Source organism: Janthinobacterium sp. PSPC1-1 (genome assembly GCF_049897625.1).
Lineage (GTDB): Bacteria > Pseudomonadota > Gammaproteobacteria > Burkholderiales > Burkholderiaceae_D > Janthinobacterium > Janthinobacterium tructae.
In genome coordinates this window covers 388,387-401,725 of sequence record NZ_JAFCWP010000001.1, presented here as the reverse complement: position 1 = coordinate 401,725, position 13,339 = coordinate 388,387, and the positions used below count along the sequence as shown (strand labels likewise).

Annotated in this window: 4 protein-coding genes; all 4 read right to left on the bottom strand. The window is 64.5% G+C overall.

The genetic code is table 11. From position 1 onward, the window contains the following. Positions 1-18 precede the first annotated feature (18 nt). Entirely contained in the window at positions 19-738 is a 720-nt protein-coding gene (locus ACP7EG_RS01760; protein ID WP_426086177.1) for a FecR family protein, read from the bottom strand. 19 nt (positions 739-757) lie between these two features. Next, on the bottom strand, positions 758-9,364 hold the full coding sequence (locus tag ACP7EG_RS01755; protein WP_426086176.1) for a YDG domain-containing protein: 8,607 nt from the start codon (positions 9,362-9,364) through the stop codon (positions 758-760). Between the two features lie 27 nt (positions 9,365-9,391). Next, positions 9,392-10,978, bottom strand: coding sequence for a ShlB/FhaC/HecB family hemolysin secretion/activation protein (locus ACP7EG_RS01750; RefSeq protein WP_426086175.1), 1,587 nt, complete (start codon positions 10,976-10,978; stop codon positions 9,392-9,394). A gap of 116 nt (positions 10,979-11,094) precedes the next feature. After that, positions 11,095-13,326: a CHASE2 domain-containing protein gene (locus ACP7EG_RS01745; RefSeq protein ID WP_426086174.1), complete on the bottom strand. Its 2,232-nt coding sequence runs from the start codon at positions 13,324-13,326 to the stop codon at positions 11,095-11,097. Positions 13,327-13,339 lie beyond the last annotated feature (13 nt).

Here is a 13,339-nt window from a genome sequence, read left to right as displayed (position 1 = left end):
GGGAAGGTCAAGCGAAACTTAGCGTACTATGCAGTCGACGTTGTTCGACTTGCCCGGCGTGCCGTTGCTGGCGCTCGGGCCGATGCTGGAATTGAACACGGGAGGCGGCGTAAACGGAATCCCAGGATTGGTCGGCAGCAGCACCGGTGGCTGCCGGAAATTCGGCGTATAGCCGAACTGGCCAGCGGAAAAATTACTCGTACCCGCTGGATTCGTCACATGAATCAGGCCATCGAGCACTTGCACATACAGCCCTGGCGGCCTGGCCGGCGTCGGTACGGTGGGTGCAACCGACGTTGGCACGGGCGTCGAGGCCGCCACGTACTCGGCAATAAAAAACGTGCCGCGGATGCCGATGGTGGCGACCGGCGTTTTCAGGGAAAACTTTTCCTTGCTGCGCTTGCCTAGCAAGCCCGACAAGGAGCGCAGTCCACCCTTGACCAGGTTGAACGAGGCCCGGTCGCCCTCGGGCTGATCGGCCTGGTAGGCGAACTGCTCGACCACAAAGGTGGTACTTGGCTTCAGGGTGATCTCGCTGTTGTCGATGAATTTCACCAGGGCATAGGTGTTTTTCTCCGTCACCAGCGTATCGCCAGCCTCCACCTCGGACTTGAGCGACAATATCTTGACCTTGCCGTCGGCCTTTTTCGCCATCATCGGCCCGCTCAGCTGCGTCACCGTGCCCGCCACCTGGGCGAACGCATGCAGGCTGATGCTCATCAGCACCAGCCATAGCATGGCGCCCGCCAGCATCGGCCTAGTTGCAAAAGGTCTTCTTGATACCATTTTGAGGATCATCTGTTGCTTCCTTCGTCGATTCTTTGGATGGGGCGGCCAGCAGCGGCGTGGCCACGTTGTTGGGCGTAGTGAACTGGTTGAGCGGGTTGTATTGCGCGCTGAGCGCCGGCAAGGTATTGACGGCGCTGATGATGATGCTTGCCGGCACCACGGGCGTCGTCACCGGCTGGGCCACCAGCACCGAGGCCGGCACGTTGACCCGGCCATTTGGCGCCAGCAGCGACACGGGTGCGCCGCGGCTGTTGATGCGCACGGTCTCGGCGGCCGTCAGGTCGCCGTTTTTCGCCAGCACGGCGATGCCGCCCGTGGCCTGCACATCGAGCCTGGCTGCGCCGGCAAAGGTGACGCCGGTACCGGCCGTGACCGCGATGGCGCGTGCCGCATTGACGCGCGCGCCGTCGCCGAAGGCCACGTCCGTGCTGGCGTCGACGGTGACGTCGTTGCCTTGGACGACGCCCTGCACATTGACGGGGCTGTGTGCGATCAGGCTCACATTGCCGCTATTGGCATTGATCGCATGGCTCTCGATGCCGCCCGTGCTTTCGATGCGCACGTCGCCGGAACCGGTGGACAGGCTACCCAGCACCAGCACGTCAGGCGCACTGTTATTGGTCAGGGCAATGCCACCGGCGCCGCTGTTGCCGGCGCTGAAGTTCTTGACACGGTTGCCGGCGTCGTTCAGCACGGTACCGGTTTGCGATTGCGTGGCCAGGCTGCCGGCAACCACGGCGCCGCTCTGGCTGATGGCGCCCGCGCCAGCGTTCAGGCTGATGGCATTGGCGGTCAATGCCGCGAAACGCAGGTCGCCGGCGGCCTGGGTCACGGCCAGCTTGCCGCCGATATGGATGGCGCCGGCGCTCTGGCTGAAGCTGTTGCTGACCGTAACATTGCCCAGGCCGCCCAGCAAGCCGCCGGTCTGCGCATAGTTGGCCACCGTCAGCGCATTATTGACCAGCAGGCTGCCGCCGGTGAGGTTCAGGCCGCCGCGCGAGCTCAAGCGATCAAGCACGGTGTCGCCGGCCGCCGCCGTGTACACCACGTTGCCGGTGCTGGCCGCGAAATCGGCCGCCAGCACATTGGCGCCGCTTGGCGCCACGCCGCCTTCCCAGTTGGCGGCGTCGCTCCACAAGCCACCGGCCGCGCCGATCCAGGTCGACAGGGCGCGCTGCGCAATGCTGGCCTGGGCCACGCCGCCGCTCGCGGTCAAAGCGTAGTTGCCGGCATCCGCGCCCGACAGGCCAAAACCCCTGACATTGACCGTCTTGCCGCTGCCATAGTTGCGGTCGGCAAACGTGCCGCTGCCGCCCACCAGGCTGATGGCATCCTGGCCGATCACGCCCGCCACGGTGCCGCTGACATTGGCCAATTGCGTGCCGTCGTACACCTTGTCACTGGCGCTGACGCTGGCCAGGGTCAATGCCGCGCGGGCAATAGTGGCCGTGGTCGCGCCAGTCGTGTTTGCCAGGCGGTAGTTACCAGCATCGTTACCGGACAGGCTGGCATTCTGTACCGTGATCGTCTTGCCGCTGCCGGCATTCTTGTCGGCAAACGCCGCGCTGGCCGATGCGCTCAGCACATCGCCTGCGATGCGGTCGTCGCTGATCGCCACCTGCGCGCCGGTCACGCCGTCATACACCTTGTCGACACCCGTATAGCCCAGGTTCAGCGCACGCTGCGCGATGCTGGCCATTGCCGTGCCACCGGTCGTGCCCAAGGTGTAATTGCTTGCGTCAAGGCCGGACAGGCTGGCGTTTTGCACCGTCACGACTTTGTTGCTGCCAGCATTCTTGTCAGCAAATGCGCCGCTGGCCGTTGCCGTCAGCACGTCGTTGGCGATACGATTATCGGTAATCGTCAATGACGCGGCGCTGTTGCCGTCATAGGTCTTGCCAGCGGCAGTAAAGCCCAGCGCCAGTTCGCGCTGGGTAATGGTGGCGCTGGTGGCGCCGGTGGTCGAGGTGAGTACATAGTTGGCCGCATCGGTGCCGGACAGGCTGGCGTTTTGCACCGTCACGACTTTGTTGCTGCCGGCATTTTTGTCCGCAAATGCGCCGGAAGCTGTTGCCGTCAGCACGTCGTTGGCGATACGATTATCGGTAATCGTCAATGACGCGGCGCTGTTGCCGTCATAGGTCTTGCCAGCGGCAGTAAAGCCCAGCGCCAGCTCGCGCTGGGTAATGCTGGCGCTGGTGGCGCCGGTGGTCGAGGTGAGTACATAGTTGGCCGCATCGGTACCGGACAGGCTGGCGTTTTGCACCGTCACGACTTTGTTGCTGCCGGCATTCTTGTCAGCGAATGCGCCGCTGGCCGTTGCCGTCAGCACGTCGTTGGCAATACGATTATCAGTAATCGTCAATGACGCGGCGCTGTTGCCGTCATAGGTCTTGCCTGCGGCCGCAAAGCCCAGCGCCAGCTCGCGCTGGGTAATGGTGGCGCTGGTGGCGCCGCTGGTCGAGGTGAGTACATAGTTGGCCGCATCGGTACCGGACAGGCTGGCGTTTTGCACCGTCACGACTTTGTTGCTGCCGGCATTCTTGTCAGCGAATGCGCCGCTGGCCGTTGCCGTCAGCACGTCGTTGGCGATACGATTATCAGTAATCGTCAATGACGCGGCGCTGTTGCCGTCATAGGTCTTGCCTGCGGCCGCAAAGCCCAGCGCCAGCTCGCGCTGGGTAATGGTGGCGCTGGTGGCGCCGGTGGTCGAGGTGAGTACATAGTTGGCCGCATCGGTACCGGACAGGCTGGCGTTTTGCACCGTCACGACTTTGTTGCTGCCGGCATTCTTGTCAGCGAATGCACCGTTGGCCGTTGCCGTCAGCACGTCGTTGGCAATACGATTATCGGTAATCGTCAATGACGCGGCGCTGTTGCCGTCATAGGTCTTGCCTGCGGCCGCAAAGCCCAGCGCCAGCTCGCGCTGGGTAATGGTGGCGCTGGTGGCGCCGGTGGTCGAGGCCAGCACATAGTTGGTGGCATCGGTGCCGGACAGGCTGGCGTTTTGCACCGTCACGACTTTGTTGCTGCCGGCATTCTTGTCAGCAAATGCGCCGCTGGCCGTTGCCGTCAGCACGTCGTTGGCAATACGATTATCAGTAATCGTCAATGACGCGGCGCTGTTGCCGTCATAGGTCTTGCCTGCGGCCGCAAAGCCCAGCGCCAGCTCGCGCTGGGTAATGGTGGCGCTGGTGGCGCCGGTGGTCGAGGTGAGTACATAGTTGGCCGCATCGGTACCGGACAGGCTGGCGTTTTGCACCGTCACGACTTTGTTGCTGCCGGCATTCTTGTCAGCGAATGCACCGTTGGCCGTTGCCGTCAGCACGTCGTTGGCAATACGATTATCGGTAATCGTCAATGACGCGGCGCTGTTGCCGTCATAGGTCTTGCCTGCGGCCGCAAAGCCCAGCGCCAGCTCGCGCTGGGTAATGGTAGCGCTGGTGGCGCCGGTGGTCGAGGCCAGCACATAGTTGGTGGCATCGGTGCCGGACAGGCTGGCGTTTTGCACCGTCACGACTTTGTTGCTGCCGGCATTCTTGTCAACAAACGCGCCGCTGGCCGTTGCCGTCAGCACGTCGTTGGCAATACGGTTGTCAGTGATGGCGAGCGTGGCGGCGGTGTTGCCATCGTAGGTCTTGCCAGCGGCCGCAAAGCCCAGCGCCAGTTCGCGTTGCGTAATGGTGGCGCTGGTGGCGCCGGTGGTCGAGGTGAGCACATAGTTGGCCGCATCGGTGCCGGACAGGCTGGCATTTTGCACCGTCACGACTTTGTTGCTGCCGGCATTCTTGTCGGCGAATTCGCCGATGGCCGTTGCCGTCAGCACATCGTTGGCAATACGGTTGTCGGTGATGGCGAGCGTGGCGGCGGTGTTGCCGTCGTAGGTCTTGCCCGCTGCCGCAAAGCCCAGCGCCAGTTCGCGCTGGGTAATGGCGGCGCTGGTGGCGCCAGTGGTCGATGTGAGTACATAGTTGGCCGCATCGGTACCGGACAGGCTGGCGTTTTGCACCGTCACGACTTTGTTGCTGCCGGCATTCTTGTCAGCAAACGCACCGCTGGCCGTTGCCGTCAGCACGTCGTTGGCAATACGGTTGTCGGTGATGGCGAGCGTGGCGGCGGCGTTGCCGTCGTAGGTCTTGCCCGCTGCCGCAAAGCCCAGCGCCAGTTCGCGCTGGGTAATGGTGGCGCTGGTGGCGCCGGTGGTCGAGGTGAGCACATAGTTGGCCGCATCGGTACCGGACAGGCTGGCGTTTTGCACGGCAACCACTTTGTTGGCACCAGCATTCTTGTCAGCAAACGCACCGCTGGCCGTTGCCGTCAGCACGTCGTTGGCGATACGGTTGTCGGTGATGGCGAGCGTGGCGGCGGTGTTGCCGTCGTAGGTCTTGCCTGCGGCCGCAAAGCCCAGCGCCAGTTCGCGCTGGGTGATGGTGGCGCTGGCGGCGCCGGTGGTCGAGGTGAGCACATAGTTGGCCGCATCTGCACCGGACAGGCTGGCGTTTTGCACCGTCACGACTTTGTTGCTGCCGGCATTCTTGTCAGCAAACGCACCGCTGGCCGTTGCCGTCAGCACGTCGTTGGCAATACGGTTGTCGGTGATGGCGAGCGTGGCGGCGGTATTGCCGTCGTAGGTCTTGCCCGCTGCCGCAAAGCCCAATGCCAACTCGCGTTGCGTAATGGTGGCGCTGGCGGCGCCGGTGGTCGAGGTGAGCACATAGTTGGCCGCATCCGCACCGGACAGGCTGGCGTTTTGCACCGTCACGACTTTGTTGCTGCCGGCATTCTTGTCAGCAAATGCGCCGCTGGCCGTTGCCGTCAGCACGTCGTTGGCGATACGATTATCGGTAATCGTCAATGACGCGGCGATGCCGCCATCGTAGACTTTATTGGCGCCGGCAAAGGCCAGGTTCAAGGTACGTTGCGTGATCTCGGCCGTGCCGATGGCGGTGGCAGCAAGGCTGTAGTTGCCCATCGCGTCGCCGGACAAGGTCAGTTCGCTGAGATTGACGGCCTTGATGCTGCCGGCGTTCTTGTCGACGAACTGCGCGCTGCCGGTCACGCCCACGGTATCGCCGCTGACCGTGTTGCCCAGGCTGAAGGTCGCGTTGGCAAAGCCGAGCTGACCGTCATACACTTTGCTGCCGCCCACGCTGACCGTCAGCGCGCGCGGCGTGATGACCAGGGTGGTCGTGCCGCCCAGACTGATGTCGTACTTGGTCGACCACAGGCCCGTCACATCGTAGTTGCCCACATTACGCGCCGACTGGAAGCCCAGGCTGCCGTTGGCCGCCGTGTCGCCATCGAGCAAGCCCAGATAGGCGAGCGTGCCGTTGAAGCTGGCGAACTGTCCATCGTAGACCTGGCTGGCTGGCTGGCCCGCCGCCGTCACTTGCAGCGGCTTCAGGAAAGCCTTCAGCATCGGCGTCGTGTAGCCGTCATAGATGCGCCAGATGGGCGAGGCGCCGAAGGCAAAACCGTCGAAGCTCGACCGGCGCGACATCTGCGCCGCCGTGCGGCCTATGCTGGTACCGCCATCGTCCGCCTGGCCGGAGCTGTCGATATTCCAGTAGGTGCTCGCCAAGGCGCCACTATTGCTGCCGACCAAGCCGCCCACCACACTGAAGCCCCCGCCAGCGATGGCGCCGCTGGCATAGGCATTGCTGATGCTGCCCGTGTTCTCGCCAGCCAGGCCGCCGATATGCTCGCGCGCGATCCCGGCATCCGCATTGCCGGCTGCCCCGACCGCGCCGGTGGCGTAGACATCAGCCAGCGTACCCTGGTTGCTGCCCACCAGGCCGCCCAGATTGCGTGCGCCGCTGACGCCGCCGCTGGCGTACGACACGGCAATGCGGCCCTGGTTGATGCCCGCCAGGCCACCGACGCCATCCTGGCCGGCCACGCTCATGCTGCTTTGCACCTGCTCTATCGTGCCGCCCGCGGCGACCACGCCGGCCACGGAGCCCACATTGTTGTTGCCGCTGGCATTGCCACCCAGCAGGTTCAACTGGCGCACCGTGCCTGTCGTGCCATTACCCAGCTTGCCGAAAAGACCGGTGTTCAGGTTGCCGTTCGGCGCGCTCTCGCCGTGGATCTGCAAGCCGCTGATGGCATAGCCGGCGCCGTCCAGCACCCCGGAAAAACCGCCCGAGTCGCTATGCGCGATGGGACGAAAACCGGCGCCGTCATTCCAGGCGCCCGTGCCGCTGGCGTCGATATTGCCGGCCAGGCGATAACTGTTACTCAGGTCCAGGCTGGCGATGCCTTGCAAGCCATACACGTCGGCGATGACATACGGTGCGCCCACGCTGCCGTCGCCGTTTGTAGCGCGCAAGAAACTGGCGCCGGGAGCGATGATGAAATTGCCGGCTAAAAAGGCTGGCAGGCCGGTCGTATTTTGCGTCCAGGTGCCGCTGGCCAACCTGAAGGTCGCCCCCACATTGACGGCGCCCGCCGCACTGACTGTCGATCCCGCAGTGAGGCTCAGGCTGCCGGCCACAGCTAGCGCATGATCGATCGCGATGGCGCCGCCCGTCACCAGCTGCAAGGTAGCCGGCCCCGTGGCACCGCTCGCCACCGTCACCGCCTGGTCGACGCCGATGGCGCCTGTCATGGCGGCATGGCCGAGCGTGAGGTTCGCTGCGGAAATGGCATTCAGGTCGGCGCTGGACAGGCTGAGTTTGCCAACCGCCTTGCTGCCGAGATTGATTTCACGGTTGGCCGACTCCGCGCGCAAGGTCACTACAGCGCCGCCTGCCTCACCGCCGTAGGCCACGCCGCCCTGCAAATTCATGTTATCGGCCTGCAACAGCAATGTCTGCCCCACCGCCGTGCCGACGATCTGTCCGCCGCTGCCATTGAGGCCGATGCGTCCGTCGAATTTGTTGGCGCGCAGTTCCGCATTGCCGCCGCCGACATTCAAGCTGCCCGCCACGCCGAAGACGATATCGGCGCCCGTCAGGGCAACGCTGCCGCCCTGGCTGGAGAGGGCCGCATCGACATGCAAGACGGCCGAGCTGCCTTGTGCCGTGGCGCCGCCATTGTCGTTGGCCGACAGAATCAGCGCGCCGCCATTGGTGGTAATGGCTTGGTTGACGTTGATGCTGTTGCCTGCCTGCGCCTTCAGTCCCACGCTGGCCTGGGTGATGGCGACGGCTGCGTTGAAGTTGATGTCGTGCTGCGCCTGCAGCACCACATTGCTGGTGGCCGCCGAAATCAGGCCGGCGCCGATAGTGGTGGTGCCCGTCGTCGGCGCATCCGTGAAATCGTTGACGCCGCTCAGCGCGCCGCCATTGCCGGCGACCACGTCGATGTCATACGGATCGAGCAGCCAGTCCCCCGTCTTTCCGCGCGCCGCGCGGGCGCGCGTATCGACCCTGGCGCCGTCGACGGCCAGGTAGTGCCCCGAGGTTTCCACGAAACCGCCATCGCCGCCGGCAGCGCCGCCGCGCGCCGAAATGCTGCCGAACACGCGCGCCGTCTCGTTGCCCCAGACGATGACCTTGCCGCCGTCGCCGCTTTGAATCGCGTCGGCGGCGATGGTGGCGTCCTTGCCGACGGCCACCTGGCGCGCATTGGCAATCGCCGGGTTTTTGCCCTGGTAGTCGCCGCCCAGCAGCACCGTGCCGCCGCCCGTGGTGCCGCTGGCGTCCACTTTGGCGTTGCCTTGCATGCCGACCTGGTCGCCCAGCACGGTAATCTCGCCGCCCTTGCCCACGGCACTGGTGGCGCTGGTGATGCTGCCGTTTTCCAGCAATGTTTTGCCGGTGGCTTTCAACACGATCTTGCCATTCTCGCCGAGCACCGCGCTATTGGCGTTGAGCACGCCACGCTGGTTCAGCAGCGCGCCGACCATGCCGATGCGCCCGCCCTGCGCCACGATCTGGCCCACATTGATGGCCTGGTCTGCGGGGGCAGACAGCACCACGCGCAAGTCGGGGTTGGCGGCGTCGGCCAGTTGCACGCTGTGGCCGGCGGCCAGCAGCACGTCGCCGTTCGGCGCGGTGATGATGCCGCTGTTTTCCACGTTCGGCGCGATCAGCAGAATCTGCCCGCCGCTGGCGGCATTGATGGTTCCCTGGTTGATAACGGCGCCGGCCTGCTCGCCGGCATTGAAATTCATCTTGCCGGCCAGGAAATCCTGGTTCGACAGCGCCAGGCTCGATGCCACCAGGCCCGCCACGTCAACCCGCGCATCGCGGCCGAACAGCACGCCGTTCGGATTGATCAGGAAGACCTTGCCGTTCGATTGCAAGGAGCCGAGGATTTTGCTGGGGTCTTGCCCCGTAATGCGGTTGAGCACGCTACTACCGGCGTTTTGCTGGAGAAAGCGCGTGATTTCGCCCGGATTGACGGAAAAGCTCTGCCAGTTAATGATGGTATTGGGCGTGTTCGTGATCGTAAACAGATTGCCCTGCTGGTTGAACGTAGCCTGGCCATGCACCACTTGCGGCAAGACCGGATTGGCGTGGGCGACGCTGAAACAGGCGGCAATCAGGAGCGCCAGCGCGGTGCGGCGCAGCGGCAGCTCCACAGGGCCGCCAGCAGGCACGCTGCGCAGTGGTTTTTGTTTGGTCATGGTGTTTTATCCTTGGAACTCAGTACATCAGTACGACAGCGCAACTCTGAAATGCAGGCGGTTGGCGTCGCGGCGCCCCGTCTGGCCGGGGTTGACCACATGCGCATAGTCCAGTTGCAGGTTGGCGTAGCGGTTCAGCAGGATGCGCAGGCCCAGGCCGGTTGAACCGATCGCCATGCTGTCGATTTCGCCGGGCAAGGCATGATTGCGGCGCACCCAGCCCGTGTCATAAAACGCCAGCGCGCGGCACTGGTAGCCGCCATCGCCGCACCAGTTCGGTGTGTACAGTTCCAGATTCAGGTTGGCGCCGGAATCGTTCGCCACTTCGCGTTCCAGGAAGCCGCGCACGGTGGCCGCGCCGCCGACGCCGAACTGCTCGCCCGGCACCAGCGCATCGGGCGTGTACTGGCCGTTGAACAACGCGCGCCATTGCCAGTCGTTGTCCAGCACCTGGGTATGACTGGCGCTCAGGCGCAAGGTGCTGTAGCCGGCCTTGGCGCCGAAACGTGCCAGCGTAAAATCCTGCTGGCTGCCATTCTTGCCGCCGGGAATATTGCGCGCCAGGGTCAGGCCCACGCTGGCCTCGCCACGTGGCAAGCTCCAGGCGCCGATATAGGCGATGCTGACGGGATGCACCGTCACGTCGGTGCCCAGCTCCATGCCGAAGAACTGCAGGCTGTTGCGGTAGGCCTTGAAGTCCAGGCCATACACCAGCTTGGGTTCATAGTTGTCGCGCTTGTCGAAGTTCTGGTTGTAGCGCGCGCCGGCGGTGGTGCCGCGGCCGCTGACGGCCAGGTCGAAGATACCGGCCGCGACGCTGCCCGAATCGACGTTCGAATAACTGGCAAAAAAGTCCAGCGAGTCGCCCAGCGCATACAGCGGCACATGGTAGCCGAGGCCGTACACAGCAACCTGGTTGGCATGCTCTAGCGAGGTGGTGTATTGCAGGCTGGCCACATGATCGCGACCCCACAGGTTGGCATGCTGCAGCACCACGCTGGCGTGGGTCTTGCCGGAGTCCTTGCTGCCGGTATTATCGAGGTTGAGCGTGGCTTTCCAGGCGCGTTCGTCCGCCACCGCGATGCTGGCGTCGAGCGTGCCGTCGGCCTCGCCGGTAGTCAGCTTGACTTCGAGCTTGCGCGCCGGATTTTCATTCGCCAGCTTCAGGCTTTGCCCCAGGGCCGGCATGTTCGGCGTCTGCCCTTCGACCAGGGCCGGCAAGGCGCGCCGCACATTGGCGTCATCGACATACTGGTTGCCGGTGATGGCCACCTTGCCAAGCTGCGTCTGCACCACTTCCAGGCGCACGGCGCCATGCGCCAGCTCCTGTTCCGGCAAGGCCACCTGCACCAGGGTGTAGCCGCGCGCGCGGTAGGCGTTTTCCAGCGCCTCGACGGCTTGCTGGATGGCGCCAAAGTCGCGCTGCCGGCCGGCGAACGGCGCCACCAGCGATTGCACCAGTTGCGGCCCCAGCAAGGTGTCGCCGCTGACCTCGTAGCTGGCGATATCAAACAGCGGGACGGCACTGTCGGCGGCGGGGGTTTGGGCGTTTGCGCATGCCGCGCAGAACAACAGCGCGGAACCTGCAAGCAGGCGCACCAGACGATAATTCATGTGTGAGAGTTCTTGTGGTTGCATGGCCAGCCAGGCGCGGCTGGGCCATCAATTAATTAAAAGCAAAGTTTAGACGGATTTTGATTTCCAGTCAGAAATATCTCCGCTGGCGATGCTTACTTGGTCTGGAAGTTGGTCACACCATCCCAGTCTTCGCCAGGCGGCGTTGCGCGATACTGGCGCAGGCGTCCGGCGTACAGCCGGCGCAGCCCATCATCTGGCATTTCCGACAAGATTGCCTCCGCGCCATCCCAGTCGCGCGCACGCAGCAGTTCCAGCACGCGCGACCAACGCGCCAGCAGCGCCAGTTCGCCGGCATCGGCTTCGGCCAGCAGGCAGCGCGGCTCGAAAATGGCCACCGGTTCGGTCTTGCCCTTGACCCGCACGCGGTCCAGTTCGCGGTAGGCGAATTGCGGCGCCTGCGCACGCGTGAATTCGCTCACGGCGATGCCCACGCCATACACTTTGGTCATGCCTTCCAGGCGCGCGCCCAGGTTGACGGCGTCGCCCATCACGGTATACGCGCGGCGGATGCGCGAGCCCATGTCGCCCACATGCATCAGGCCACTGTTGAGGCCGATGCCGATCTGCAGCGGTGGCCAGCCGCGCGCCTGGAATTGCTGGTTCAAACGACCTGCGCTGCGCTGCATCAGCAGGGCGCTGGCCACGGCGCGGCCCGCATGGTCGGGAAACGCCACCGGCGCGCCCCAGAACGCCATCACGGCGTCGCCGATATATTTGTCCAGCGTGCCGCCGTGGCTGTCGCGGATGTCTTCCGACATGGCCGTCAGGTACAGGTTGATATATTCGCGCAACTCCTGCGGCGTCATCTGTTCCGAAATGGCCGTAAAGCCGCGCACGTCGGCAAACAGCACCGTCAGCTCGCGGCTTTCGCCATCCATGCTGTAGCGGTCGGGATTGTCGGCCATCTGCGCCACCAGTTCCGGCGCCACGTACTGGCCGAAGCGCGACACTAGCGCCTTGCCCTTGCGCACTTCGAAAAAATAGCCCCAGGCCAGATTGGCGACGAACAGCGCCGCGATCAACAGCAGCAACACGGCAAGATCAAGCGCCGTGTCGAAGTAGTGATACAAGCACCAGTTCAGGCCCAGCGCGCCGGCCAGCGCCGCGCCGGCCAGCAACACGGCCGCCGCCGGCGTGGCCAGCGCCAGCGCGCCGCCGAGCAGCAAGCCCACCAGCACCACCTGGCCGAACTCGATCGCCAGCGCATAGTCGGGTCGCGACTTGAAATGGCCGTCAAGGATGGATTTGATCAGGTTGGCGTGCACTTCCACACCGGGAAACTCGGCATTGACGGGCGTGGCGCGAATATCATTCAGGCCGGCGGCTGTGGTGCCCACCAGCACGATGGCGCCGTGCAGCACGTCCGTCGGCACCGCCCCCATCAGCACGTCGGCCGCCGACACATAGCGGAAGGCGCCGCCGTCCGGGCCGCCCTTGCCGCGAAACTCGATGGTGGTGGTCAAGGCTTCGCCGACCGGGATATCGAGGCGTCCGCGCGGCGTAAATACGGCGATGCGATCCAGGCCGCCGTGCTCGCGCTCGGCCTCGGACAACTTGTCGGCAGTCTGGCCAAACACGGGCGCGATCGCGCGCACCTTCAGGTACACGCTGGCCGTGGCCAGCGACAGCGACGGGTAATACGCGTCGCCGATGCGCTGCAGCAGGGTCGATGAGCGCAGCACACCGTCGCTGTCGGTCAGGGCTGTGAAGATGCCGGCCCCTTGCGCCGCCTGTTGCAGCTGCGCCAGGTTGGCTTCATAGCCGGGCGACGTAAACGCCGTCACAGTACGCCCATTCAGGTCGGCTAGCGTAAAGGCAGGCTTGGGCAGCACGCCTTTCTTTTGCCGGTCCGACACGCTATAGCCCAGCACCACCGGCTGGCCGCGCATCGCCTCGGCAAACAGGGCGTCGTAATCCATCCGTGGTTTCAGGCGTTCCAACTGGTCGCTCAAACCCGGCACGCCGGCCAGTTCGCCCTTGGCCAGGTAGGCCAGCACGCCATAGCCGGAACTGCTGTCGGGTTCGGGAAACGAGATATCGAAGCCGAGCGCCGCCACGCCATAGTGGCCCGTCAATTGCGTCACCAGCCGCGCCTGGACGTCGCGGCCCCAGGGATAGCGGCCGATCTGGTTCAGGCTTTTTTCATCGATATCGACGATCACGATGCGCTTGTCGAGCTGCGGCGCTTCGGCACGCATGCGCATGTCGCCCAGCATGGCGTCCAGCCGGCCCAGGGTATCGACGCCGAACAGGCCGATGCTGGCGCAGGCGGCCAGCAGCGTCAACAGCGCACCCAGCAGCAGCCGCGCGCCATGCTTTTTCATTACCGCAAGCCAG

Coding starts and splice junctions, on each gene's coding strand:
- ACP7EG_RS01760 (WP_426086177.1), bottom strand. CDS start 738: ATGCTATGGCTGGTGCTGATGAGCATCAGCCTGCATGCGTTCGCCCAG.
- ACP7EG_RS01755 (WP_426086176.1), bottom strand. CDS start 9,364: ATGACCAAACAAAAACCACTGCGCAGCGTGCCTGCTGGCGGCCCTGTG.
- ACP7EG_RS01750 (WP_426086175.1), bottom strand. CDS start 10,978: ATGAATTATCGTCTGGTGCGCCTGCTTGCAGGTTCCGCGCTGTTGTTC.
- ACP7EG_RS01745 (WP_426086174.1), bottom strand. CDS start 13,326: ATGAAAAAGCATGGCGCGCGGCTGCTGCTGGGTGCGCTGTTGACGCTG.